Genomic DNA, 24,794 nt, shown 5'->3' with positions numbered 1-24,794 from the left:
CAGTTAGCGAAAAGCGTTACTCCGGTCAACAACTGACCAGTTCATTATACGGGAGTTTTGTTATGTCTCACACTATTGACCTGACGCTGGACGGCCTCTCCTGCGGCCACTGTGTCAAACGCGTTAAAGAAAGCCTGGAACAGCGTCCTGATGTTGAAAGCGCTGAGGTGACTATCGACCATGCCGCCGTGACCGGCAGCGCCAGCGCGGATGCGCTGATCGATACCATTAAACAAGCGGGTTATGGGGCGGAGCTGAGCCACCCAAAGGCTAAACCGCTGGCAGAGTCATCATCCCCGTCGGAAGCACTGACAGCGGCCACTCCTGAGCTTCCGGCAGCGGATGATATTGATGACAGCCAACAGCTGCTGATCAACGGTATGAGCTGCGCCAGCTGCGTCTCCCGGGTACAGAATGCCTTACAGGCGGTACCGGGCGTCGCACAGGCACGGGTAAACCTTGCGGAGCGTACTGCGCTGGTGATGGGCAGTGCCTCCGCCTCAGAGTTAGTGCAGGCCGTGGAGAAAGCGGGCTACGGCGCAGAGGCCATCGAAGATGATGTCGAACGCCGCGAGCGCCAGCAGGAAACGGCTATCGCCACCATGAAGCGCTTCCGCTGGCAGGCGATTGTCGCCCTGCTGGTGGGGATCCCGGTGATGGTGTGGGGCATGATGGGTGACAACATGATGGTCACCGCCGACAACCGCACGCTGTGGCTGGTGATTGGTCTGATTACCCTTGCGGTCATGGTGTTTGCAGGCGGCCATTTCTATACCAGCGCCTGGAAGAGCCTGAAAAACCGCACCGCGACGATGGATACGCTGGTCGCACTCGGTACCGGCGCGGCGTGGCTCTATTCAATGAGCGTTAACGTCTGGCCGCAGTGGTTCCCGATGGAAGCGCGTCATCTCTATTATGAAGCGAGCGCGATGATTATCGGCCTGATTAACTTAGGCCATATGCTGGAAGCCCGCGCCCGTCAGCGCTCCTCCAAAGCGCTGGAACGATTACTCGATTTAACCCCACCGACGGCCCGCGTGGTCACGGATGAGGGGGAAAAAAGCGTCCCGCTGGCGGAAGTGCAGCCCGGCATGACGCTGCGTTTGACCACCGGCGATCGCGTGCCCGTTGACGGCACGATAACCCAGGGTGAAGCCTGGCTGGATGAAGCGATGCTGACCGGGGAACCCATCCCTCAGCAGAAATCCGACGGCGATGCCGTCCATGCCGGCACGGTCGTTCAGGACGGCAGCGTGCTGTTCACCGCCAGTGCGGTTGGTAGCCATACTACGCTGTCGCGTATTATCCGAATGGTGCGCCAGGCCCAGAGCAGCAAGCCGGAGATTGGCCAGCTTGCTGACCGAATCTCGGCCATTTTTGTGCCGGTGGTGGTCGGTATTGCCCTGCTGAGCGCGGCGATCTGGTATTTCTTCGGCCCTGCGCCACAGATTGTCTACACCCTGGTGATTGCCACCACGGTGCTGATTATTGCCTGCCCATGCGCGCTTGGCCTGGCCACGCCGATGTCCATTATCTCCGGCGTAGGCCGTGCCGCCGAGTTTGGCGTGCTGGTCAGGGATGCGGACGCACTGCAGCGGGCCAGTACGCTGGATACGCTGGTGTTTGATAAAACCGGCACGCTGACCGAGGGGAAACCGCAGGTTGTGGCCGTGAACACCGCAGGCATCGCGCAGGAGGACGCGCTGCGTCTCGCCGCCGCGCTGGAGCAAGGCTCCAGCCACCCGCTGGCGCGCGCCATTCTCGAGAAAGCGAATGCTGCGGCCCTGCCGCAGGTCAGTAACTTCCGTACGCTGCGCGGGCTCGGTGTCAGCGGTGAAGCCGAGGGGCATACGCTGCTGCTGGGTAACCAGGCATTACTCAATGATAATGGTATTGATACCGCGGCGCTGGAAAGCGAACTGAAAGCGCAGGCATCTCAGGGGGCAACCCCGGTTCTGCTGGCGGTGGATGGCAAAGCCGCTGCCCTGCTGGCCGTGCGCGATCCACTTCGTCAGGACAGCGTGGATGCCCTGGCGCGTCTGCACCGCGCGGGCTATCGCCTGGTGATGCTGACCGGGGACAACCCGACGACAGCCAACGCTATTGCGAAAGAAGCCGGTATTGATGAAGTCATTGCAGGCGTTCTGCCGGATGGCAAAGCGGATGCGATTAAGAACCTGCAACGCCAGGGACGTCAGGTGGCGATGGTGGGCGACGGCATCAACGATGCCCCGGCGCTGGCCCAGGCAGACGTCGGTATCGCCATGGGGGGCGGGAGCGATGTTGCCATTGAAACCGCCGCCATCACGTTGATGCGCCACAGCCTGATGGGCGTTGCCGATGCGCTGGCCATTTCGAAAGCCACGTTGCGCAACATGAAGCAGAACCTGCTGGGGGCATTTATCTATAACTCGCTCGGTATTCCAATTGCCGCCGGCATTTTGTGGCCGCTGACCGGCACGCTGCTTAACCCGGTGGTTGCAGGTGCGGCAATGGCGCTCTCCTCCATCACCGTGGTGAGTAATGCCAACCGCCTGTTGCGCTTTAAACCGAAAGATTGAACCTTGTTCTCGTACGCGCTAGCATGAACCTTTCCGTTTATGGAGCGCGTATGAGCCTGTTTAATCGTATAAAAACCTCGTTTCGCGCTCTCTTTCCCCGCCGTTATGCGTGGCCCGGCCTGGATATCTCCCTGCCCGGCGGTCAGCACCTGCATCTGGTCGGCAGCATCCATATGGGTACTCAGGATATGTCACCTCTGCCCCCCGGTCTGATAAAACGGCTGAAGCGCGCCGACGCGCTGGTCGTCGAGGCGGATATTTCGGGCCAGGAGTCACCGTTTGCCGGGCTTGAAAGCGATCTGACCCTGGCGGAACGTCTGGACGAAGCCCAACTGGCGGAACTGACGCGCGTCGCCGATGAAACCGGCGTGTCGCTCTCTATGATTGACGCCCTGCCGCTGTGGCAAATTGCGATGGTGCTACAGGCCACGCAGGCGCAGCGACTGGGTCTGCGCGGTGACTACGGTATTGATTACCAGCTGCTCAATCTGGCAAGAGCGCGCAATCTGCCCATCATTGAACTGGAAGGAACGGACAGCCAGATTGCGCTCCTGCGTCAGCTTCCGGACGACGGCCGCATGCTGCTGGATGATACGCTGACCCACTGGCACACCAACGCACGTCTGCTGCAAACCATGATCGGCTGGTGGCTGGATGCGCCGCCAGCAGACGGAAAGCTGGCGCTGCCGTCAACGTTCAGCGAATCGCTGTATGATGTGCTGATGAATGCGCGCAACAACGCCTGGCGAGAGACGCTGCATGCATTACCTGCCGGGGAATACGTGGTTGCGGTCGGGGCGTTACATTTGTACGGAGAAGGGAATTTGCCGTCGCTGCTGAAATAAAAAAAATGGCCAATATCTCTATTGGCCCGTCAAAGAGGAATTTCATCGTTTTTATTATGCCGAAGGAGACCTTCGGTTGAGCCGATTGTCGCTCAAAGTGACCATCACTGCCAATACTATTGCGCAAGATGGTGCTATTTTTTAGACAAACGTCAGGCGTATGCTGTTGGCATGATTTGTCTGTCGTAAGAAGGATAGCTATGACTCCCGCCGTTAAATTACTCGAAAAAAACAACATTTCTTTCCGGATCCACACTTACGATCACGATCCGAATGAAACCAACTTCGGCGACGAAGTGGTGCGCAAATTGGGGCTGAACGCTGACCAGGTCTATAAAACGCTGCTGGTTGCGGTGAACGGCGATATGAAACATCTCGCCGTGGCGGTCACGCCCGTCGCCGGACAGCTCGATCTCAAGAAAGTGGCGAAGGCGCTGGGGGCGAAAAAGGTGGATATGGCAGATCCGATGGTTGCGCAACGCACCACCGGCTACCTGGTGGGCGGGATTAGCCCGCTGGGGCAGAAAAAACGCCTGCCGACGCTGATTGATGCCCCTTCGCAGGAATTTGACACGATCTATATTTCAGGCGGCAAACGCGGGCTGGATATCGAGCTGGCAGCGGGCGATCTGGCGAAAATGCTGGACGCGAAGTTTGCGGATATTGCGCGCCGGGAGTGAGAAAATTGCCCGGTGGCGCTGCGCTTACCGGGCCTACGATTCGAATGTAGGCCGGGTAAGGCGAAGCCGCCATCCGGCAAAATACCAGACTACTGCCAGCTCACCTCACCCTTCGGCTCATACGCGTTCACGTCAATCGGTGAATTCTGCTCGATGTACTGCTTCAGCACTTCCGCATCAATAAAGCCGGTATTCACATAGCCCGGTTTATTATCAATATGCGGATAACCGTCGCCGCCGGTGGCGTTAAAGCTCAACGTCGCCAGACGGTAGGTTTTTGCCGGGTCGACCGGTTCGCCTTTGATCTTCAGATCATTCAGCTTGCCGTCTTTTGCCACAAAGCTGACGTTGGCAAACTGCGGATAGGCCCCGGAATCCGGCTTCATCTGCGCGACGGCGGTCAGGTAGTCAATCGCCTCTTTGCCAGTCATGTCGGCATAGACCACCACGTTACCAAACGGCTGCACCTTCAGGACATCCTTATAGGTGATATTTCCGCCTTCAATAGAGTCACGAATGCCGCCCCCGCTCATCACGCCAAAATCAGCACCGGTGCGCGCCATTTGCGCCGCCAGCACCAGGTGTCCCATGTTGGTCTGCACGAAGCGGACTTTACTGCGGTCCCCCTCCAGACGACCATTCAGCGTGCCGATTTTCACATCCAGCTGCGCTTTGCCTTTATTCTGGAACGGTGTCAGCAGGGAGAGCATCTGCGGGTTCTCAGCGATCTCTGGCGTGTAAAGTACGCGCTCACTTTTCCCGTCCGGGTAGGTCACTTTCTTCTTCAGGTTGACCGGAATAAGCTGGTAGTGCACCAGTTTCATCTCGCCGTTACGGAACTCAAAGTCCGCCCGGCCCACGTATTTACCCCATTCGTGGGCCTGCACAATCCAGATACCGTTCTGACGGTCCGGCGCACACGGCGTGCCCGGCACGTAATCCACCTGTTTTTTATTCTCCGATGCCATGCACACCGGATCCTGTGAGTGCCCCCCCACAATCATGGCCAGTGACCCTGCAGGCAGGCTGCGCGCCATCTCCACGTCGCCGGGTGCATTGGAGCCGTGCTCACCGTTGTCGTAGTGCCCCATGTGCGTGGTGGCGATAATCACGTCCGGCTTTTCGTTCTGCTGCAGTTCCTGAATCACCAGCTTCGCTTCGTCTGCCGGTTTGCGGAATTCAATATCCGTAAAGAACTCGGGATTGCCGATTTTTGCCGTATCGTCGGTGGTTAAGCCAATGACTGCGATCTTCAAATCCTGACGCTTAAACAGCGCCCAGGGTTTGAACAGCCGTTCGCCGGTGCTTTTCTGGTAAATGTTGGCGGAGAGGAAGGGGAATTTGGCCCATTTTTCCTGCTGACGCAGCACCGTCAGCGGGTTATCAAACTCATGGTTACCGACGGCCATCGCGTCGTAGCCAATCAGATTCATGCCACGGAAATCCGGCTCGGCATCCTGTAAATCAGATTCCGGCACGCCGGTATTAATATCACCGCCTGAGAGCAACAGCACGCTGCCGCCCTGGGCTGCCACCTCTTTGCGAATGCCGTCCACCAGCGTTTTTTGCGCCGACAGACCATATTCGCCATATTCACTGCGCCAGAAATGACCATGATGATCGTTGGTATGCAGAATGGTGATTTTATAGGTTTTATCTTTTTCATACGCCTGCGCGGGCAGGCTAACCAGACCCCATGCGGCGATGAGCGCCAGCGCGACGCCCCGCTTCATTAACTTCATCTTCTCTCTCCCTGACCAATAGACAAAGGCAAAAATTACAGTGACTCACAATAATAGACAAATAAGTTTTCAGAATTGCGACTTTCTTCAAATGTCCCGGGCGGGTATGTTAGTCGGATAATAATTACACCCTGCATCTCTAATAACAAAACAACGTGGTATTTATGGCAATCAGCGAATCAACCCCGGCGTCGCCGCCAAAATCGCGCACCTCTTTTAAGGTATTAGGCGCAATCAGTCTTTCGCACCTGCTCAACGACATGATCCAGTCGTTGATTCTGGCAATTTATCCGCTACTGCAGTCCGAGTTTTCGTTAACTTTCGTGCAGATCGGGATGATCACCCTCACCTTCCAGCTGGCTTCCTCGCTGCTGCAACCGGTGGTGGGCTACTGGACGGACAAATACCCGATGCCGTGGTCGCTGCCGATTGGCATGTGCTTTACCCTGAGCGGTCTGGTATTGCTGGCGATGGCTGGCAGCTTTGAGGCGGTGTTGATTGCTGCCGCGCTGGTGGGTACCGGGTCGTCCGTCTTCCACCCTGAGTCCTCACGCGTGGCGCGTATGGCCTCCGGCGGCCGTCACGGGCTGGCGCAGTCACTTTTCCAGGTCGGCGGTAACTTTGGCAGCTCCCTCGGCCCCTTGCTGGCGGCGGTGATTATCGCCCCGTATGGCAAAGGGAACGTGGCGTGGTTTGTGCTGGCCGCACTGCTGGCGATTATCGTGCTGGCGCAGATCAGCCGCTGGTATGCCGCTCAGCATCGCGTAAATAAGGGGAAACCTAAAGCGAAGGTTATCAATCCCCTGCCCCGAAATAAGGTCATTCTGGCGGTTTCCGTACTGCTGGTGCTGATTTTCTCGAAATACTTCTACATGGCAAGCATCAGCAGCTATTACACCTTTTATCTGATGCAAAAATTCGGATTATCGGTACAAAATGCGCAAATCCACCTGTTTGCCTTCCTGTTCGCGGTTGCTGCCGGAACGGTTATTGGCGGGCCGGTGGGTGATAAGATTGGCCGGAAATATGTTATTTGGGGCTCTATCCTCGGTGTCGCGCCGTTTACCCTTATTTTGCCGTATGCCAGCCTCGAGTGGACGGGCATTTTAACCATGATCATTGGTTTTATCCTCGCCTCGGCATTTTCCGCCATTCTGGTCTATGCCCAGGAGCTGTTACCGGGCCGTATCGGTATGGTTTCCGGACTCTTTTTCGGTTTCGCCTTCGGTATGGGTGGGCTTGGTGCAGCGGTGTTGGGGATGGTCGCGGATCACACCAGCATCTTCCTGGTTTATAAAATCTGCGCTTTCCTGCCACTTCTGGGGATGTTGACCATATTCCTGCCTGATAATCGTCACAAAGCGTGAATTACAGGTAGCCAAAGTAAAACTTTGGCTACCTGCCACCCTTATGCCATAAGGGTTTCCTCTCCATCCCTGACCTGAATTTATCAATATGCGCTTTTTTACGCGCATATTGCCGTTTTATTCAAACTTCAACAATTATTCATAAACATAAGGGCAAAAATTGTCATAAACTATTACCTGGTCTTTTGGTATTCACGCCAAAAATGGAACACTCACCGCGAAAGGAGACGGAATGCACCACGCCACACCGCTTATCACCACCATTGTTGGTGGACTTGTGCTCGCTTTTATCCTTGGCATGATTGCCAATAAACTGCGTATTTCTCCTCTTGTCGGCTATTTATTAGCGGGGGTTCTGGCGGGACCGTTTACGCCAGGTTTTGTCGCGGATACCAAGCTGGCGCCTGAGCTGGCGGAATTAGGCGTGATTCTGCTGATGTTTGGTGTTGGCCTGCACTTTTCCCTGAAGGACCTGATGGCGGTAAAGTCGATCGCCATACCTGGCGCGATCGCCCAGATAGGGGTGGCGACGCTGCTGGGGATGGCGCTTTCGGCCGTGCTGGGCTGGTCGTTGATGACCGGTATCGTATTTGGGCTGTGTCTCTCAACCGCCAGTACCGTGGTGCTGCTGCGCGCGCTTGAAGAAAGACAGCTGATAGACAGCCAGCGCGGGCAAATCGCGATAGGCTGGCTGATTGTGGAAGATCTGGTGATGGTGCTGACGCTGGTGCTGTTGCCTGCCGTCGCCGGAATGATGGAAAAAGACAACATCGGCTTCGCCTCGCTGGCGCTGGATATGAGTATCACCATCGGTAAAGTGGTGGCGTTTATCGCCATCATGATGCTGGTGGGCCGTCGTCTGGTGCCGTGGATCCTGTCCCGCAGCGCGGCGACCGGCTCCCGCGAGCTGTTTACGCTTTCCGTGCTGGCGCTGGCGCTGGGGATCGCGTTTGGCGCTGTTGAACTGTTCGACGTCTCCTTTGCCCTGGGCGCGTTCTTCGCCGGAATGGTGCTGAACGAGTCTGAGCTGAGCCACCGCGCCGCGCATGACACCCTGCCCCTGCGTGATGCCTTCGCCGTGCTGTTCTTTGTCTCCGTCGGCATGCTGTTTGATCCGATGATTCTGGTTCAGCAGCCGCTGGCCGTGCTGGGCACGCTGGCGATCATTATCTTCGGTAAGTCGCTCGCCGCCTTCTTCCTGGTGCGGATGTTCGGCCACTCCCCGCGTACGGCGCTGACGATTGCCGCCAGCCTGGCGCAGATTGGTGAGTTCGCCTTTATCCTCGCGGGTCTGGGTATGGCTCTGAACCTGCTGCCCCAGGCCGGGCAGAATCTGGTGCTGGCGGGGGCGATTCTGTCGATTATGCTAAACCCGGTCCTGTTTGCTCTGCTGGAAAAATACCTCGATAAAACCGAAACGCTGGAAGAGCAGACGCTGGAAGAAGCCATCGAAGAGGAGAAGCAGATCCCGGTGGATATCTGCAACCATGCGCTGCTGGTCGGCTTTGGTCGCGTGGGCAGCCTGCTCGGTGAGAAGCTGATGGCGCAGGGCATTCCGCTGGTGGTGATTGAAACCTCACGCACCCGCGTTGATGAACTGCGCGAGCGTGGTATTCGTGCGGTACTGGGCAATGCGGCCAACGAGGAGATTATGGCGCTGGCGCATCTGGACTGCGCGCGCTGGCTGCTGCTGACTATTCCGAATGGCTATGAAGCGGGCGAGATTGTAGCCACCGCGCGTGAGAAATGCCCCAATATTGAGATTATCGCCCGGGCGCATTATGACGATGAGGTGGAGTACATCACCGAGCGCGGTGCGGATAAGGTAGTGATGGGCGAACGTGAGATTGCGAACACGATGCTGACGCTGCTGGCGAAGCCGCCGATTGAAGAGGCTGTTACGGGGTAAGATTTTTGCGGTCTGATGCCCTCACCCTGACCCTCTCCCACGGGGAGAGGGAACAAACACTAAAAACGGCAACGGGCGTTGCCGTTTTGCTTTTACCTTTCCCAATAAGCCTCTTCGAGGCTGTCTTCCCGTTCCGGCAGGCCACGCGTTAAGCGCGGTGAATGCTGGTTCAGCACCTGATAGCTCACGCGGTTCGCGTACTTACACACCTGCGCCAGCGACGAATAGGTCAGCCAGTTGAACTTGTGTTTGCTGGAGTTGGGTACGTTGGTTTTGTGGTAGGCATTGGCGGTAATGTCGTGCAGCAGTGCTGCCAGCGCGCCGTCACCCGCCCCGTTGGTGTTCATGATCTTCTCCGGTCCGCCCATATAAGGCGCAATGTGGGAGTAGATACGCAGCGGGTTGAGGCAATCTTTATGGCGCATACCGCGGCTGAACTCGTACTGGTTGAACTCGGCAATCGCGCCAGGGAGCAACGGGTGCTGGGTTTTGCGTTTGCTCTCTTCTTCCGTAAAGCCCGCCATATAGAGCCCGACGGGGCCGGCAGTGCAAAGCACCAGATCCACCCAGTCCAGCGCTTTGTCAGAGGCCAGCAGCGGATCGCTTTCACCGGTGAGCGCTTCGGCCTCTTCTTCGTTCATCGCCAGAATTGAGACGTGCTCTTTCAGGAACGCCTGCCACCACTCGGGGTTATCGGCAATCACGAATTTGGTGCCCAGCGTGAGAACCACCGGCACGTCGTACTTTTTCGCGTACTCGATCGCTTTCATGGTCGCTTCCGGCATCGGCTCGCCCGGCTTGCAGCGTACCAGATAGGAGGTCAATACCAGCGCTGAGGCACCCGCAATCACCTCTTCAGGAATACTCTCGGCGCGCAGCTTATTCATATGGCCAGGGCTGATGGCAAACGTACGCTCCCCGGACTCGCCGATCAGCGTGAAGCAGCGGCCAATGGGCCCGTTAACGCCCTGAAGATAGTTCAGATCGGTACGGCTGGAGGTGTTGCACAAATAGCGGTAGGCATAACCACCGATTTCAATGTTACTGCACATCACGCCGAGCAGTACCGAGCGGTCATCGGCCAACACGGAGTAGTTGTGCATAGTGTTACCGATGGTCCCCCCGGCAAACTGATGGGTAATGAGATTTTCACGCACCAGCTCCTGGTACAGCGCTTCGGCAACGTCGTCTTCGATCACCAGTGAGTGACCGGCGCTCAGACCATAACGGGCGACAAACTCATCATCCACTTTCGCTTCAATGTCCACCAGCGTCTGGTCGATACCAACGACCCAGGCGGCGCTGGTTTCATTTTCAGGCTGGATTTGCTGCAGGAGCGGATCGCGCGCATCAACGGGAAAGTAGTGTTTGGATTTACGTTTACCGGGAAATTTCATGGTCTGAACTGTATGAAGAATATGGGCCGGGAATGGTAGCACAAACCCGGCCTGGAGTGCGATCAGCGGCTGTTCGTCACCAGCGAGACCATCATGTCGATATGTTCAGGCGAGTCGTTAAGCGCCGGAATGTACTCGTACTTTTCGCCGCCAGCCTCAAGGAAAAATTCCCGGTTTTGCACCGCGATCTCCTCCAGGGTTTCCAGGCAGTCCGCCGAGAAGCCTGGCGACATCACCTGAATGTGCTTAACCCCCTTCTCGCCAAGCATTTTGAGGGTTTCATCGGTGTACGGTGTCAGCCACGGCTCGCGACCGAAGCGCGACTGGAAGGTCATCATCACTTTTTCCGGCGGCAGGCCGAGGGCGGAAACCAGCTCACGGGTGGTATCGCGGCAGCGCTGCGGATAATCATCCCCTTCGTTGGCGAAACGCTGTGGGATCCCATGATAGGAGAGCAGCAGCAGATCCGGCTCGCCGTGCTTTTCAAACGACGCGCGCGCGCTGTTGGCAAGCGCCTTGATGTAGAGATCGTTATCGGCGTAATCGCGAATAAAGGTCACGCCAGGAATGCGGCGACGGGTCGCCAGAATGCGCGCCAGCTCGTCCCAGACGGCGGCCACCGTCGAGCAGGAGTATTGCGGGTAGAGCGCCAGCACCACGATATGGTCTACACCCTGCGCCAGCAGTGATTCCACTGCGCTTTCCAGGGACGGTTTTCCGTAGCTCATGCCGAGCGCGACGGGCATATCCGGCAAGCGGGCAGCCAGCGCTTTTTCCTGACGACGGCTGTAAACCATCAGCGGCGAGCCCTCCTCCATCCAGACGGACTGATAGAGTTTGGCGACGCGCGGAGAACGAATCGGCAGAATCACGCCACGCAGCAGCGGCCACCACAGCAGTCTCGGGAAATCCACAACGCGCGTGTCGCTTAAAAATTGTCGCAGGTAGCGTTTTACCGCGTCTGATGTAGGTGCTTCTGGAGTGCCCAGATTGGCAAGCAGGATGCCGGTTTTCGCCTGACTCATTCACGCCTCTTAACCATTTGATAGGTTGTCAATTGTAGCGGAAATGCGTTTAAACGAAACCCATTGCTGTAATAGGTAAGGTGAGAATATTTCTCACCCGGGGACCCGGGTGAGAGGCGCGCGATTAGCCGAGGATTTTTTCCAGCTCTGCACGTACGTCAGCCACGGCTTTGGTGCCGTCGACTTTGGCGTATTTGGTGTTACCCGCCTGCGCTTCTTTGGTGTAGTAGCCGATCAGCGGCGCGGTCATCTGATGGTATTCCACCAGGCGTTTACGCACGGTCTCTTCCTGATCGTCTTTACGGGTGGTCAGCTCTTCGCCGGTCACGTCGTCTTTACCTTCAACCTTAGGCGGGTTGAATTTGATGTGGTAAACGCGGCCAGAAGCAGCGTGTACGCGACGGCCAACGATACGGTCAACGATCAGCTCGTCCGGTACGTCGAACTCGAGAACGTAGTCCACGTTGATGCCCGCTTCTTTCATGGCGTCAGCCTGAGGAATGGTGCGTGGGAAGCCGTCCAGCAGGAAACCGTTACGGCAATCTTCCTGAGCAATGCGCTCTTTGACCAGCGCAATAACCAGCTCGTCGGTTACCAGCTTGCCTGCGTCCATGATGTCTTTCGCTTGTTTACCCAGCTCGGAGCCAGATTTTACAGCGGCGCGCAGCATGTCACCGGTGGAGATTTGCGGAATACCGTATTTCTCCATGATGAACTGAGCCTGAGTTCCTTTACCCGCGCCCGGAGCGCCAAGCAGAATAATACGCATTGCGAAAATCCCCTCAAATGTCGTTTCAATTTTTCAAAAGCGCTAAACAATACCACCAGAACGGACATCGCTCAAGGAAGGCGGGAAGGCTGAAACGGTTAACGGGGGGAGATAATTTGGGTGAGTGCGGTCTGGAGCCCTCACCCCGGCCCTCTCCCACGGGGAGAGGGAGAAGACCAGGGGAGGCGTGGTCAGTTACGCCAGAAGCAGCGCATTCACACGTTTAATGAACAGGTTAGGGTCTTCCAGCGTGCCGCGCTCGGCCAGCAGGGACTGATCCAGCAGCAGCTCAACCCACTCGGCAAAGCGTGCTTCGTCCTGGGTATCCGCCGCGCGTTTCACCAGCGGATGATCCGGATTAAGCTCAAAGATATATTTCACTTCCGGCACCGCCTGGCCCGCCGCAGCGAACAGCTTCGCCATCTGAGTGCTCATTTCGTCGGCATCGGTCGTGACAATGGCCGGGGTATCGGTCAGACGGTGAGTGAAACGTACCTCTTTCACACGGTCACCCAGCAGGGTTTTCACGCGCTCAACGAACGGCTCCAGCGCCTTCTCGGCTTCTTTCGCGCTTTCATCTACCTCATCCGCCAGCTTGTCGATGGACTCATCGGCTTTTGCAACCGACTGGAACGCTTTACCGTCGAACTCGGTCAGGTAGTTCATCATCCACTCGTCGATGCGGTCAGACAGCAGCAGCACTTCGATGCCTTTCTTGCGCAACAGCTCCAGGTGCGGGCTGCTCTTCGCCGCCGCGTAGCTGTCGGCGGTGATGTAGTAGATCTTCTCCTGCCCTTCTTTCATGCGGGAGACATACTCTTCCAGCGACACGGTCTGCGCGGAGGAGTCGGTGTGCGTGGAGGCGAAGCGCAGCAGCTTAGCAATGGTTTCAACGTTTGCGGTGTCTTCTGCCGGGCCTTCCTTCAGCACCAGGCCAAACTGTTTCCAGAAGGTCTGGTATTTTTCCGCATCGTCTTTCGCCAGTTTTTCCAGCATCTGTAGCGCACGTTTGGTCAGGGCGTTGCGCAAGTTACGGGTGACGGTGCTGTCCTGCAGGATCTCGCGGGAGACGTTGAGCGGCAGATCGTTGGAATCGATCAGACCGCGCACGAAGCGCAGGTAGTTCGGCATGAACTGCTCGGCGTCGTCCATGATGAAGACGCGCTGCACGTACAGCTTCAGGCCGTGCTTGTGATCGCGGTTCCACATATCCCATGGGGCCTGCGCCGGGATGTACAGCAGGCTGGTGTACTCCTGCTTCCCTTCCACGCGGTTGTGGCTCCAGGTCAGCGGGTCGGTAAAGTCGTGGGCGATGTGCTTGTAGAACTCGTTATATTCGTCGTCTTTAATTTCAGACTTGTTGCGCGTCCACAGCGCCTGCGCCTTGTTGATTTTCTCCCAGGAAACCACGGTTTCGCCGTCTTTCTCTTCCTGTTTTTCAATCTCAACCGGCAGAGCGATGTGATCGGAATATTTGCTGATGATGGAGCGTACGCGCCAGTCGTTCAGGAAATCATCTTCCCCTTCACGCAGGTGCAGGGTGATTTCAGTCCCGCGGTCTGCTTTGGTGATGTCGTCAACGGTGTACTCACCTTCGCCTTTGGATTCCCAGAGCACGCCGTTCTCCGCGCTGTCGCCCGCCGCACGGGTACGCACGGTGACTTTGTCCGCCACGATGAACGCTGAGTAGAAGCCCACGCCGAACTGACCGATCAGCTGGCTGTCTTTCGCCTGGTCAGAGCCCATTGACTCAAGGAACGCTTTAGTGCCGGATTTGGCGATGGTGCCGAGGTGGTCGATCACCTCGTCGCGGTTCATCCCAATGCCGTTATCAGCGATGGTCAGGGTACGGTTCTCTTTATTGAAAGAGACGCGCACGCGCAGCTCGCCGTCGCCTTCGTACAGATCCGGGTTAGACAGCGCGCGGAAGCGCAGCTTGTCCGCCGCATCGGAGGCGTTGGAAATCAGCTCACGCAGGAAGATTTCTTTGTTGGAATACAGGGAATGGATCATCAGGTGCAGAAGCTGTTTTACTTCTGACTGGAAACCACGGGTTTCTTGTCCTTTCATCTAAGTCGACCTCAACAATGCCATTTAATGGGGTTGTAAAACGTTGAGTGAGAGATGGGGATAAGGGAGAGAAATTTCAAGCGGAGGCCGCGAACGCAGCCTCCGTTTGGTCAGAAAATAATCTTGTGACGCCCGGCCAGAGAGTGCGACAGCGTGGTGCCGTCCACCATCTCCAGCTCACCACCCACCGGCACGCCGTGGGCGATGCGGCTGGCGTCAACGCCGTACTGTGAGCACAGCTCGGCGATGTAGTTGGCGGTTGCTTCCCCTTCCACCGTTGGGTTGGTGGCGAGGATCACCTCTTTAATCGTTTCGGACTCAAGACGCTGTTCAAGGCGGTCAAGACCGATATCGTCCGGGCCGATACCGTCCAGCGGGGAGAGATGCCCCATCAACACGAAATAGCGGCCGGAAAACTGCCCGGTTTGTTCGATGGCATAGATGTCCGCCGGACTCTCCACCACGCAAATCTGACCGTTCTCCTGACGACGCGGATTCGAGCAGATGTTACACACATCCTGCTCGGTAAAGGTGCGGCAATCCGCACAGTGACCAATTTCTGACATCGCGCGGGTCAGAGCCTGCGCCAGGCGCATCCCGCCGCTGCGATCGCGCTGCAAAAGCGTGAACGCCATGCGCTGCGCCGACTTCGGGCCAACGCCCGGCAGGCAGCGCAGAGCTTCCATTAACTGCGTGAGCAGCGGACTGGTTTGCATCAGAATGGCATCTTAAAGCCCGGCGGCAGCTGCATACCGCTGGAAACAGAGGCCATTTTCTCTTTCTGGGTTTCGTCGATACGGCGCGCAGCATCGTTAAACGCGGCAGCAACCAGATCTTCCAGCATCTCTTTGTCGTCTTCGAGCAGGCTTGGGTCGATTTCAACGCGACGGCAGTTATGCGCACCGTTGATGGTCACCTTGACCAGACCGGCACCGGATTCACCCGTGACTTCCATCTGAGCGATCTCTTCCTGCATCTTCTGCATTTTTTCCTGCATCTGCTGAGCCTGCTTCATCAGGCCACCCAGACCGCCTTTTCCACCAAACATAGGCTTCTCTCTTCTTTCACGTTTAAGGATTACAACCGTAAGTCAGACTCACGATCAAATGGGGCGAATACTCTCTTCATCCAGATCGGCGTCGAAGAACCGGCGCAGGGTCTGAATGTTGTTATCCGCAATAATCGCCTCGCGCGCCTGCGCGAGTTTCTCTTCATAAATGGCCTGGCGCCACTCAAGCGGCGTTTTCACTGCCGGATTATCATCTTCAATGATAGTCAATTCAACCGGCGCACCCTGTAATGTGGCGAGCGCCTCGGCCAGCGCCTTCTGCGCGCCTGGCGAATTCAGGTGTCGCTGACCAGGACGCAGGTGTAAACGCACCTGATTACCGTCCTGCTCTTTCCAGGCGTTCAGCGCAACCTGCTCGACCAGCTTCGGCAGCTGGAGTTTGCTGACCTCAGCGGCCCAGGCATCGCGGGCAATAGATTCTTCTGCGAGCTTCGCGGAAAGCTCCGGCGTTTTCTCATGCTCCAGCGCCTTTTTCAGCGCTTTCGGCGTAGCGACCTCTTCCTTTACCGTTTCGACAACGGTGGTCGCCTTCCAGCGGTATGCCTCTTCTTTCGCCGGGGCTTTCTGTTCGAGCGCGGACGGTGCCGGACGCGACTGTACGCGCTCCGTTACCGAGGCCAGTCGTTCAAGCGCGGCGTTGTTCACCGGCCGCGCTCTTCCTGGCGCTGCCGGTTCACTCTTTTTTGGTTTGGTTACTCCCTGCGCACGCTGCAGCTGACTGCGAGCGGCAAGCACCGAACTGGTGGCATCCGACAGCGGCACGTTTTGCGGCGGCGGTGTCGGCTGCGGTGGCACCTGCTGAGGTGACATCACCGCCGTTGGGGCGACCGGGGCAAAAGACTGCCGCGGCGCTTCCGGCTCCGGCAGCGGCATGCGCGGGTGGAACGCCAGCGCGCGCAGCAGCGTCATTTCTACGCCCATCCGGGGATCCGGCGCGTACGGCAGCTCTTTACGGCCAATCAGCAGGGTTTGGTAATAAAGCTGTACATCGGCAGGCGGCACGGTGCGGGCAAGTTCACGCATCCGCTGTTCAATGGCGGCCATATCTGCGCCAATTGCCGACGGAGAAAGCTGCAGCATCGCCACGCGGTGCAGCAGGCTGAGCATCTCAACCAGCAGCGCTTCCCATTCAATCCCCCGGCCAGCAGCAGCATTGACCAGCGTCATGACGCGCTCACCGTTGGCGGCAATCATCGCTTCGATGAGTGAAAGCGCCTGATCGTCATCCAGCGTACCGAGCATGGTACTGACTGCTTCGGTAGAGAGCTTACCGTCACCGCTGGCAATCGCCTGGTCGGTCAGGCTTAACGCATCACGCAGGCTGCCGTCCGCTGCACGCGCCAGCAGTTGCAGGGCGCGCGGCTCGTGGACGATCTTCTCTTCGTCGAGAATGTGTTCGAGCTGGGCGCGGATCTGTTCTACGTCCAGGGCCTTCAGGTGGAACTGCAGGCAGCGGGACAGAATGGTGACCGGCAGCTTTTGCGGATCGGTCGTCGCCAGCAGGAATTTCACGTGCGCAGGCGGCTCTTCCAGCGTTTTCAGCAGGGCGTTAAAGCTGTGGCGCGACAGCATGTGCACTTCATCGATCAGGTAGACCTTGAAGCGACCGCGCGCCGGGGCGTACTGCACGTTGTCCAGCAGATCGCGGGTATCTTCCACTTTCGTGCGCGAGGCGGCGTCGATCTCGATCAGATCGACAAAACGCCCCTGCTCGATCTCCCGGCAGTTATCACACACGCCGCACGGCGTGGCAGTGATCCCGGTTTCGCAGTTGAGACCTTTCGCCAGCAAACGGGCAATTGAGGTCTTACCGACGCCGCGGGTGCCGGAGAAAAGATAGGCGTGATGGATGCGACCTAGCGACAAGCCGTTCGCCAGGGCCGTCAGCACATGCTCCTGACCGACAACGTCAGCAAAGGTTTGTGGTCGCCATTTACGGGCTAACACCTGATAACTCATGGGCAGGCTCTGCAACGCTGGAAGGTGAATTTATGGAGGGGAATGCTATCACAACCTCACCCATTGAGCGAGGTTGTGAAAACCGGGATTAATGACCCGGGAATGGCACCAGGCTGTAGCTGGTAATGCCCTGTTTTTCCAGGCGCTGTTCGCCGCCGAGATCGAACAGGTTAATGATAAACGCCGCGTCGGTCACTTCACCACCCAGACGACGGATCAGCTTCACGGTCGCTTCGATGGTGCCGCCGGTCGCCAGCAGATCGTCCACCACCAGCACTTTGTCGCCAGGCTTGATCGCATCAACGTGGATTTCCAGCTGATCGGTGCCGTACTCCAGCTCGTAGCTCTCTGCGATGGTTTCACGCGGCAGTTTGCGCGGTTTACGCACCGGCACAAAACCCACGCCCATTGCCAGCGCAACCGGTGCGCCAAACAGGAAGCCACGGGCTTCGGTACCTACTACTTTGGTGATCCCGGCGTTTTTATAACGCTCGACCAGCAGTTCAATGCTGAGCGCGTACGCTTTCGGGTCTTCCAGCAAGCTGGTGACATCACGGAAAAGAATGCCAGGTTTTGGATAGTCCTGGATGCTTTTGATGCTGTTTTTCAGATATTCAAGCTGCTGTGCAGTTGCGGTCATCGGTTTGTGCCTAAATGAAACAGTGTTACTCACGACGCGCAACGGAGTGGGTAAAGGTAACAATCGTTTAACCTTTAACCAGGCGCGCCTGTGCTCGAAAACGGTCGAATTTACTGGCTGTACGCAATAATTGCAACAGCCATTATGAGGCTTCAGTGCTTTTGTTGCTTTTCATCAACCACGGGGATCCGCCACATGAAGATAAGCAGGCAGGTCAGAATGATCAGCAGCAGGATCCGCACCCACATCATTTTCACCAGCCATAATGAAATAGCAAAGGTAATGAGGATCACCGCGATCGCGCGCGGCTTCGCGCCGGGCGGCATGGCACGGTGTTTTTGCCAGTGGCGCAGGTAGCCACCAAACCATGAGCGATAAAGCAGCCAGTGGTGAAAACGCGGCGACGAGCGGGCGAAGCACCAGGCTGCCAGCAGGATAAACGGCGTGGTGGGCAGTAAGGGTAAAACCACACCCAGTGTACCCAGCACTACCGCGAGCCAGCCAATGATGATTAAAATAGTACGCTGCATAATGCGAATCGTTATCAAACTGAACGGCTACTTTACCACTGGAGAGCGTTTTGAAAACAGCCTTGCTTCTGGAGACGCTGCAAAAACAGTTGACCACCCTGCGAGCAGAGGCCACCCCTCTGCTGGGGCACGCCACGCTGAAGCCGCGCTTTGATCGGCAGCTTTTTCGTACCCGCAGTACGGTCATTCAGGATTACCTGGCTGAGGCGCAGACCCGCCTTGACGAGCTTTGCCATGCGGTTGAAAGTGAACAGCAGGAACAGATGGCGTGGCTTGCAGAGCATCTCACTGAGCAAATCACCGCCCTGCATCGCGAAATTGCCGCCTGGCCGCTACGCGCCTGGGACAGCGGCTCGCCCGGACTCGGCAAATGGCAGCGCAAGCGGCTGGAGAATCAGGAGTTTGAACGCCGACTGTTTGAGATGAAACGTGAGCGCGAAGTGCGGCTGAATAACAGCGAAACGCTGGAAGAACAACAATTATTGATGCGCGAGATTAGCGCCCTGGAAGGCCGCATTGTGCGCTGCCGTCAGGCGCTGGATGAGATTGAACGCGTCATTGAACGTTTGACCCGCTAACAGGAGCCACACCCATGTCACTGGAAAATGCACCCGATGAGGTCAAGCTGGCCGTCGATTTAATTATGCTGCTGGAGAATCATGATATTCCCGCCGAAACGGTGCTGAAAGCGCTGGAGATTGTGCAGCGGGATTTCGAAGGAAAGGTGAAGGCCAGTAGCCCTCACCCTAACCCTCTCCCACAGGGAGAGGGAAAATAGATTAAGCCGGAGTGGGATCGTCACCTTTAATGTCGCGCTTCACTTCCGTATGCTCATCACCTTTTTCGTTACGCAGGTGAACTTCAAGCTGGTTGAAGGCGATATTAATATCGTTTTCACGGCACAGGCGATCGATAGACCGGTTAAGCTCATCTACCGTGTAGCTACGGTCACGCAGTTCACGCACGTATAAACGCAGTTCATGATCCAGCGTGCTTGGCCCGAAGGTGGTGAAGAACACCGCCGGAGCCGGATCGTGCATCACTTTCGGATGTTCTGAGGCTGCCTTCAGCAGCACCTCTTTCACCTTCTCCAGATCCGATCCATAGGCTACGCCCAGGCGGATCACCACGCGCGTCACCGTATCAGAGAGCGACCAGTTGATCAGACGCTCGGTCACGAACGCCTTGTTCGGGATGATCACCTCTTTGCGATCGAAATCGGTAATCGTGGTGGCACGAATGCGGATCTTGCTGACCGTACCGGAGAACGTCCCGATGGTGACGGTATCGCCAATTCGCACCGGACGTTCGAACAGGATGATCAGACCGGAGACAAAGTTACCGAAGATCTCCTGCAGGCCAAAACCCAGACCTACCGAGAGGGCGGCCGCCAGCCACTGGAGTTTATCCCACGAGACGCCCAGCGAGCCGAATACCGTCATCGCCCCGACAATAATAATGACGTAGTTCAGGATCGTAGTGATAGCGTACGACGCCCCCTGACGCAGGTTCAGCCGCGAGAGGACCAGCACTTCCAGCAGACCCGGCAGGTTGCGAATCAGCGCCCAGGCTACCACCGACGACACCAGCGCAAACAGCAGGCTGCCCATGGTGACGCTTTTCATCACCGCAGCGCCAGCTTCGGTGCCGTTGTACTGCCAGAGGGTGATGCTGTCGAGGTAGGCGAAAACGGTAATTAAATCAGACCAGATAGCCCAGAACATCACCGCAAACAGCGCGATCATCACCAGCATAGTGATACGCAGCGTCTGCTGGTTGACCTGCTCCAGCGCGATGGTCGGTTCTTCCTGTGGCTCCGCACCTTCGGCGCCCTCTTTCACCTGATGCTGACGACGCGCGATGGCACGACGGTAAGCAATACGGCGAGCCGCGACGCTTAACCCGCGCAGTACGGTTTGATAGAGCAGATTCCAGACGATCACCAGATAGACCGTTTCGATCCAGCGCCCGGACAGACGCAGCGTAGTATAGAAGTAGCCCGTCGCCGTGAGCACCATCAGCGCCAGCGGAATGATCGCCAGTACTGTCACGGTGGCCAGACGAATATTGTGGGACTCTTTATCACGCCAGCTATCGCGGCACATCGGCCACATGAGGATGGCAATCAGCAGCAGGTTCAGCATAATGACCAACTGACCCAGCACATCATCCATCAGATGCAGCGGAGACAGTTCAGAAACAACTGACCAGAAGTGAAGCGGCAGAAGCGCCAGGCTGACACGTACAATCTGTCGACGCCAGTGGCTGGTCAGTTGGGCAGGCATGTTGAAATGACGGACCGCAACGCCGTCTTTTTCCAGGACCTTCCAGCACAGGCCAAACACCAGCCAGAACAGCGCCAGTTTTTTGCTGAATGCCCACAGCAGATCGCTGACGTTAAGCTGCATGGTGAGCAGAATCAGGCCTACCGCCAGAATAATCAGGCACACCGGCAGGGCGCGAATAAGGTCGATCAGAATCGCTTTTGGCGTATGGAGCTGGCTGTCGTTGCGCAGTTGCCCCACTTCCGAGGCCAGCTTCGCCTGGTACTGTTTAAGCCATTTCAAACGCCAGCGAATCAGACCGGCAATCAGCAGCAGGGGTAATCCCGCCAGGAAAGCAATCATTACCGCAGGCCAGGCTTTCTCCCAGTTCACGGTGATTTTCATGCTCTTGATCTGCGTTTTCAGCTGTTCAGGGAAGGACTTCACCCAGTCCCAGTCCATCGGCTTGTTGCTGTTCACCCAGAAAATTTGCTGCGTCAAAATCTCCTGCAGGCTTTTGGAAACGCTGACCAGCTGCTGCTGGTTGATCTGCAGGTTGATGGCCATCATCAGCTGGTTGCCCAGCTGTTTGTTGAGCTGATCCAATAGCTCACGGCGCATATCGACGACCTGGAGCAGCGCGTCATGCACTTCCGGGTTCACGTCGCTGGAATGACCCTCTTCAATTTTGGCGACGAAGTTATCGCTCTGGAAAAGGGCATCACGCTGCTGATTCACGTCAAATTGTTCCAGACGCAAATCCGCAATGCGGTTAGTCATGTCTTCCAGCTCGTCGGCGGACGGCAGCGTCTGCTGCTGCTGGTAGAGAATACGCGACAGCAGGAGGCTACCTTTTAGGACCGCGATCTGTTCTTTGATGTTGCGTTCCGCCTGCAGCGCCCGATCCAGCCAGTTTTTCACTTTAATGTTTTGCTGAACCAGCGAGTTGCCGTTTTCCGTCGCCAGAATCAGACGCTGACTCAGCTGATGGTTAGCCTCAAGCTCCTGTTTCACCAGCGGGTTGGCCTGGATACGGGCTGTTTCGTCCGGCGATACCGCCTCCTGGGCCGTTTTTTCCGTCAGGGTCAGACGCTTACTGTTTACCGCTTCCTGCAGCAGCTGAAGCTGGTGTTCCAGACGATTAATATTCGCCGTGACGTAATCACGCTGTTTCTGGAGCGTGTCCTGCAGCACCGTATTCCCCTCCAGGCTTTTACGCTGCTGTTCAATTTGCGCATTGAGTAATGACTGCTGAACCAGCAGCAGAGTTTGCTGCGTTGGGCGAAGCGTCCCTTCCCCCACCGTCGTACCGTTCAGGCGGTTGCGGATCTGCTGCAGCTGCTGAGACGCGGTATACATCGCATTTTGCACGCGCTCGGGCTGGGTTTGCAGAGAGACGAGCTGACTGTTGTAGGTCGCGAGGTCGGACTGCGCGGTTTGCAGATCGTCGAGCAGTTGGGCAACGCGCGACTCCAGCTGACGTAAAGAAAGCGTGGCGAGCGTCTTACGCGTTTCGTCGTCGTTATCGACGTCACTCAGCGCATTCAGCGCTTCCGTGGCCTTGCGCATGTTCTCAGGCGCCTGCGCCACCTTCTGACGAAGCTGGGTGGTTTCTGCTTTAACGCGCTCAATTTTATCAATGTTTTCCAGCGTCTCTGTCAGATCCTGCTGGGTGAGTTTCTCCTGCGGAGAGAGCTCTTTTTGTTTGTTCAGGGTGTCGAGTTGCGACTGAACATCACTGCGTGAGGGGATATCCGTACTGTTATCTGCGCGGGCCCACGAAAGCGGTCCGGTGGAGAAGAAAAACAGCATAGCAAAGAGCAATGCAAAAACAGGATGTTGCGAGCGATTGATGGGCAGCATAGTTGTGAATGATGTCAGCAGATGACCGATAATAGTCCGGCGTGAAGAATATCACGCTCGTCTGAAGCAGAATAGCGTGAACGTTATCCTCTAAGATAAATCCTGGAATGGCTCAGGCGGGTAACGAAGGGGCATCGCTGCGCAGCGTCGGGCAGAACTGACACATTTCCAGTAAAATCGCGACGTAGCTGCGTGCTTCCTGCTTGAGGTCAAAGGAGTCCGGCGCAAAAAGCCAGTTTTCCATCAGGCCCGAAATATAGCTGCGCATCAGGATAGCCGCCCGACGAGTCAGTAAATTAGCCGGTAACAGCTTCGCCTGCATACACTGGGTGAGCGTTTGTTCAATGCGGTCATAACTCTCCAGGCACAAACTACGCTGCGCCTGCTGCACCACCGCCATCTCGCCCACGAACTCGCATTTATGAAAAATTATTTCCATCATTAATCTGCGACGTTCTTCAACTACCGTAGCTTCAAGGATATATACTAATATCTCTCTTAATACTGAGAGTGGATCGTCAGGGAATTTTGCCCGATACTCACTCTCAAGATCGCTAATGCTGGACTCTGAAAGCTCCCAGATTTCACTGAACAGATCTGACTTATCTTTAAAATGCCAGTAAATCGCACCCCGAGTCACGCCAGCAGCCTGAGCAATTTGTGCCAACGAGGTTGATGAAACACCCTGCTGAGAGAACAAACGTATTGCCACATCAAGGATATGTTGTCGGGTTTCCAGCGCTTGTTGTTTAGTTTTTCGTGCCATAGGTGAGTGAATTTACAGGAGTCAGATTTACATACATTTGTGAATGTATGTACCATAGCATGACGATAATATAAACGCAGCAATGGGTTTTTGGACTCAGGACCATTGATCAATTTGAAATCGGACACTCGAGGTTTACATATGAACAAAAACAGAGGGTTAACGCCTCTGGCGGTCGTTCTGATGCTCTCAGGCAGCTTAGCGCTAACAGGATGTGACGACAAACCAGCTCAACAAGGAGCTCAGCAGGCGCCAGAAGTCGGCGTAGTGACACTCAAATCTGAACCTCTGCAGATCACCACCGAATTACCTGGCCGTACCAATGCCTATCGCATTGCGGAAGTTCGCCCTCAGGTGAGTGGCATTATCCTGAAACGTAACTTTACCGAAGGCGGTGATGTGAAAGCCGGTGAGTCTCTGTATCAGATTGATCCCGCGACCTATCAGGCCTCTTATGAAAGCGCCAAAGGCGACCTGGCAAAAGCGCAAGCCGCCGCCAAAATCGCCCAGCTGACGCTGAACCGTTATCAAAAACTGCTCGGTACGAAGTACATCAGTCAACAGGATTATGATACCGCTCTGGCCGATGCCCAGCAGGCTAACGCCGCCGTGGTGGCCGCCAAAGCGGCCGTCGAAACCGCACGTATTAATCTGGCCTATACCAAAGTGACCTCCCCTATCAGCGGTCGTATTGGTAAATCTTCCGTCACGGAAGGGGCGCTGGTACAGAACGGACAAACCACTGCGCTGGCTACCGTGCAGCAGCTTGATCCGATCTACGTTGACGTAACCCAGTCCAGCAATGATTTCCTGCGCCTGAAACAGGAACTGGCTAACGGCACCCTGAAACAGGAAAACGGCAAAGCCAAAGTGGAGCTAGTGACCAACGACGGTATCAAGTTCCCGCAGGAAGGGACTCTGGAGTTCTCCGATGTGACGGTCGACCAGACTACCGGTTCCATCACCTTACGGGCGATTTTCCCGAACCCTGACAAAAATCTGCTGCCAGGTATGTTCGTTCGCGCGCGTCTGGAAGAAGGCACCAATCCAACCGCACTTCTGGTTCCACAGCAGGGTGTGACCCGTACGCCACGTGGCGATGCGAGCGCGCTGGTTGTCGGGGCGGATGACAAAGTCGAAATGCGCAACATTACCGCCACTCAGGCGATTGGCGATAAATGGCTGGTGACGGAAGGTCTGAAAGATGGCGATCGCGTGATTGTTACTGGTTTGCAAAAAGTTCGTCCTGGTGCGCAGGTCAAAGCACAGGAAGTGAAATCTGACGATAAACAATCTGCTTCGGCCGCTGACCAGTCAGAACAAACCAAGTCTTAACTT

At 56.4% G+C, this 24,794-nt stretch carries 20 protein-coding genes and 1 other annotated feature; of the genes, 8 read left to right on the top strand and 12 right to left on the bottom strand.

Translation table 11 applies throughout. The annotated features are described in order from the left end of the window. Nucleotides 1–62: 62 nt before the first annotated feature. From copA to ybaK, 3 genes are all read left to right on the top strand, one after another. Nucleotides 63–2,561, top strand: a complete 2,499-nt coding sequence (gene copA, locus G0034_RS05215) for a copper-exporting P-type ATPase CopA (RefSeq protein WP_096217962.1) — start codon at nucleotides 63–65, stop codon at nucleotides 2,559–2,561. Between the two features lie 50 nt (nucleotides 2,562–2,611). Then, the gene (locus G0034_RS05210) at nucleotides 2,612–3,406 is read left to right on the top strand and encodes a TraB/GumN family protein (protein WP_014882820.1); all 795 of its coding nucleotides are present in this window, start codon (nucleotides 2,612–2,614) and stop codon (nucleotides 3,404–3,406) included. A gap of 200 nt (nucleotides 3,407–3,606) precedes the next feature. Further along, on the top strand, nucleotides 3,607–4,086 hold the full coding sequence (ybaK, locus tag G0034_RS05205; RefSeq protein ID WP_023332257.1) for a Cys-tRNA(Pro)/Cys-tRNA(Cys) deacylase YbaK: 480 nt from the start codon (nucleotides 3,607–3,609) through the stop codon (nucleotides 4,084–4,086). An 89-nt stretch (nucleotides 4,087–4,175) separates the two neighbouring features. On the opposite strand, the gene ushA is transcribed toward ybaK, so the two are convergent. Next, entirely contained in the window at nucleotides 4,176–5,828 is a 1,653-nt protein-coding gene (gene ushA / locus G0034_RS05200) for a bifunctional UDP-sugar hydrolase/5'-nucleotidase UshA (protein ID WP_014882818.1), read from the bottom strand. A gap of 164 nt (nucleotides 5,829–5,992) precedes the next feature. Between ushA and G0034_RS05195 the strand changes: the two genes are divergently transcribed. Beyond that, a complete protein-coding gene (locus tag G0034_RS05195; RefSeq protein ID WP_179120576.1) occupies nucleotides 5,993–7,195 on the top strand; it encodes an MFS transporter in 1,203 nt (400 codons plus the stop codon). A gap of 232 nt (nucleotides 7,196–7,427) precedes the next feature. Further along, the gene (ybaL, locus tag G0034_RS05190) at nucleotides 7,428–9,104 is read left to right on the top strand and encodes a YbaL family putative K(+) efflux transporter (protein WP_179120575.1); all 1,677 of its coding nucleotides are present in this window, start codon (nucleotides 7,428–7,430) and stop codon (nucleotides 9,102–9,104) included. Between the two features lie 92 nt (nucleotides 9,105–9,196). Here ybaL and G0034_RS05185 read toward each other — a convergent pair whose 3' ends face one another. From G0034_RS05185 to G0034_RS05145, 9 genes are all read right to left on the bottom strand, one after another. Continuing rightward, the gene (locus G0034_RS05185; RefSeq protein ID WP_023332255.1) at nucleotides 9,197–10,501 is read right to left on the bottom strand and encodes an inosine/guanosine kinase; all 1,305 of its coding nucleotides are present in this window, start codon (nucleotides 10,499–10,501) and stop codon (nucleotides 9,197–9,199) included. A gap of 62 nt (nucleotides 10,502–10,563) precedes the next feature. After that, nucleotides 10,564–11,526, bottom strand: coding sequence for a ferrochelatase (hemH, locus tag G0034_RS05180; RefSeq protein ID WP_014882814.1), 963 nt, complete (start codon nucleotides 11,524–11,526; stop codon nucleotides 10,564–10,566). A 124-nt stretch (nucleotides 11,527–11,650) separates the two neighbouring features. Continuing rightward, nucleotides 11,651–12,295 carry an adenylate kinase gene (adk, locus tag G0034_RS05175; RefSeq protein WP_006809841.1) on the bottom strand — a complete coding sequence of 215 codons (645 nt, stop codon included), beginning with the start codon at nucleotides 12,293–12,295 and terminating at the stop codon, nucleotides 11,651–11,653. Between the two features lie 195 nt (nucleotides 12,296–12,490). Continuing rightward, complete coding sequence (htpG, locus tag G0034_RS05170; RefSeq protein ID WP_023332254.1) at nucleotides 12,491–14,365, bottom strand: molecular chaperone HtpG; 1,875 nt, start codon at nucleotides 14,363–14,365, stop codon at nucleotides 12,491–12,493. A gap of 110 nt (nucleotides 14,366–14,475) precedes the next feature. Continuing rightward, nucleotides 14,476–15,081, bottom strand: a complete 606-nt coding sequence (recR, locus tag G0034_RS05165) for a recombination mediator RecR (RefSeq protein WP_014882812.1) — start codon at nucleotides 15,079–15,081, stop codon at nucleotides 14,476–14,478. Next, the gene (locus G0034_RS05160; protein ID WP_014882811.1) at nucleotides 15,081–15,413 is read right to left on the bottom strand and encodes a YbaB/EbfC family nucleoid-associated protein; all 333 of its coding nucleotides are present in this window, start codon (nucleotides 15,411–15,413) and stop codon (nucleotides 15,081–15,083) included. Before G0034_RS05160 ends, recR begins: the two co-directional genes overlap by 1 nt. A gap of 54 nt (nucleotides 15,414–15,467) precedes the next feature. Next, the gene (gene dnaX, locus G0034_RS05155) at nucleotides 15,468–17,393 is read right to left on the bottom strand and encodes a DNA polymerase III subunit gamma/tau (protein WP_014882810.1); all 1,926 of its coding nucleotides are present in this window, start codon (nucleotides 17,391–17,393) and stop codon (nucleotides 15,468–15,470) included. After that, nucleotides 16,074–16,138 (bottom strand) — a sequence feature (DnaX frameshifting element). (Overlaps the previous gene by 65 nt.) An 88-nt stretch (nucleotides 17,394–17,481) precedes the next feature. Then, a complete protein-coding gene (apt, locus tag G0034_RS05150) occupies nucleotides 17,482–18,033 on the bottom strand; it encodes an adenine phosphoribosyltransferase (RefSeq protein ID WP_000127359.1) in 552 nt (183 codons plus the stop codon). 152 nt (nucleotides 18,034–18,185) lie between these two features. After that, nucleotides 18,186–18,563, bottom strand: a complete 378-nt coding sequence (locus G0034_RS05145) for a DUF454 family protein (protein WP_023332251.1) — start codon at nucleotides 18,561–18,563, stop codon at nucleotides 18,186–18,188. A 50-nt stretch (nucleotides 18,564–18,613) separates the two neighbouring features. Here G0034_RS05145 and priC point away from each other — a divergent pair, with 50 nt between their 5' ends. Both priC and rsmS read left to right on the top strand, forming a co-directional pair. After that, nucleotides 18,614–19,141, top strand: coding sequence for a primosomal replication protein N'' (gene priC / locus G0034_RS05140; protein ID WP_179120574.1), 528 nt, complete (start codon nucleotides 18,614–18,616; stop codon nucleotides 19,139–19,141). A 14-nt stretch (nucleotides 19,142–19,155) separates the two neighbouring features. Then, complete coding sequence (gene rsmS / locus G0034_RS05135) at nucleotides 19,156–19,341, top strand: pleiotropic regulatory protein RsmS (RefSeq protein ID WP_023336826.1); 186 nt, start codon at nucleotides 19,156–19,158, stop codon at nucleotides 19,339–19,341. A gap of 1 nt (nucleotide 19,342) precedes the next feature. Here rsmS and mscK read toward each other — a convergent pair whose 3' ends face one another. Both mscK and acrR read right to left on the bottom strand, forming a co-directional pair. Next, a complete protein-coding gene (gene mscK / locus G0034_RS05130; RefSeq protein ID WP_032637303.1) occupies nucleotides 19,343–22,690 on the bottom strand; it encodes a mechanosensitive channel MscK in 3,348 nt (1,115 codons plus the stop codon). 112 nt (nucleotides 22,691–22,802) lie between these two features. After that, a complete protein-coding gene (acrR, locus tag G0034_RS05125; protein WP_014882805.1) occupies nucleotides 22,803–23,456 on the bottom strand; it encodes a multidrug efflux transporter transcriptional repressor AcrR in 654 nt (217 codons plus the stop codon). Between the two features lie 141 nt (nucleotides 23,457–23,597). Between acrR and acrA the strand changes: the two genes are divergently transcribed. Further along, nucleotides 23,598–24,791, top strand: coding sequence for a multidrug efflux RND transporter periplasmic adaptor subunit AcrA (acrA, locus tag G0034_RS05120; protein WP_014882804.1), 1,194 nt, complete (start codon nucleotides 23,598–23,600; stop codon nucleotides 24,789–24,791). Nucleotides 24,792–24,794: the final 3 nt, after the last annotated feature.

This window comes from Enterobacter sp. T2 (genome assembly GCF_010692925.1).
Taxonomy (GTDB): Bacteria; Pseudomonadota; Gammaproteobacteria; order Enterobacterales; family Enterobacteriaceae; genus Enterobacter; species Enterobacter kobei.
The sequence above is the reverse complement of the archived record's forward strand: the minus strand, read 5'-3'. Positions and strand labels throughout refer to the sequence as shown.

What these genes read in the sequence shown, in the direction of transcription:
- copA (WP_096217962.1), top strand. Translation starts at nt 63, where the DNA reads ATGTCTCACACTATTGACCTGACGCTGGACGGCCTCTCCTGCGGCCAC.
- G0034_RS05210 (WP_014882820.1), top strand. Translation starts at nt 2,612, where the DNA reads ATGAGCCTGTTTAATCGTATAAAAACCTCGTTTCGCGCTCTCTTTCCC.
- ybaK (WP_023332257.1), top strand. Translation starts at nt 3,607, where the DNA reads ATGACTCCCGCCGTTAAATTACTCGAAAAAAACAACATTTCTTTCCGG.
- ushA (WP_014882818.1), bottom strand. Translation starts at nt 5,828, where the DNA reads ATGAAGTTAATGAAGCGGGGCGTCGCGCTGGCGCTCATCGCCGCATGG.
- G0034_RS05195 (WP_179120576.1), top strand. Translation starts at nt 5,993, where the DNA reads ATGGCAATCAGCGAATCAACCCCGGCGTCGCCGCCAAAATCGCGCACC.
- ybaL (WP_179120575.1), top strand. Translation starts at nt 7,428, where the DNA reads ATGCACCACGCCACACCGCTTATCACCACCATTGTTGGTGGACTTGTG.
- G0034_RS05185 (WP_023332255.1), bottom strand. Translation starts at nt 10,501, where the DNA reads ATGAAATTTCCCGGTAAACGTAAATCCAAACACTACTTTCCCGTTGAT.
- hemH (WP_014882814.1), bottom strand. Translation starts at nt 11,526, where the DNA reads ATGAGTCAGGCGAAAACCGGCATCCTGCTTGCCAATCTGGGCACTCCA.
- adk (WP_006809841.1), bottom strand. Translation starts at nt 12,295, where the DNA reads ATGCGTATTATTCTGCTTGGCGCTCCGGGCGCGGGTAAAGGAACTCAG.
- htpG (WP_023332254.1), bottom strand. Translation starts at nt 14,365, where the DNA reads ATGAAAGGACAAGAAACCCGTGGTTTCCAGTCAGAAGTAAAACAGCTT.
- recR (WP_014882812.1), bottom strand. Translation starts at nt 15,081, where the DNA reads ATGCAAACCAGTCCGCTGCTCACGCAGTTAATGGAAGCTCTGCGCTGC.
- G0034_RS05160 (WP_014882811.1), bottom strand. Translation starts at nt 15,413, where the DNA reads ATGTTTGGTGGAAAAGGCGGTCTGGGTGGCCTGATGAAGCAGGCTCAG.
- dnaX (WP_014882810.1), bottom strand. Translation starts at nt 17,393, where the DNA reads ATGAGTTATCAGGTGTTAGCCCGTAAATGGCGACCACAAACCTTTGCT.
- apt (WP_000127359.1), bottom strand. Translation starts at nt 18,033, where the DNA reads ATGACCGCAACTGCACAGCAGCTTGAATATCTGAAAAACAGCATCAAA.
- G0034_RS05145 (WP_023332251.1), bottom strand. Translation starts at nt 18,563, where the DNA reads ATGCAGCGTACTATTTTAATCATCATTGGCTGGCTCGCGGTAGTGCTG.
- rsmS (WP_023336826.1), top strand. Translation starts at nt 19,156, where the DNA reads ATGTCACTGGAAAATGCACCCGATGAGGTCAAGCTGGCCGTCGATTTA.
- mscK (WP_032637303.1), bottom strand. Translation starts at nt 22,690, where the DNA reads ATGCTGCCCATCAATCGCTCGCAACATCCTGTTTTTGCATTGCTCTTT.
- acrR (WP_014882805.1), bottom strand. Translation starts at nt 23,456, where the DNA reads ATGGCACGAAAAACTAAACAACAAGCGCTGGAAACCCGACAACATATC.
- acrA (WP_014882804.1), top strand. Translation starts at nt 23,598, where the DNA reads ATGAACAAAAACAGAGGGTTAACGCCTCTGGCGGTCGTTCTGATGCTC.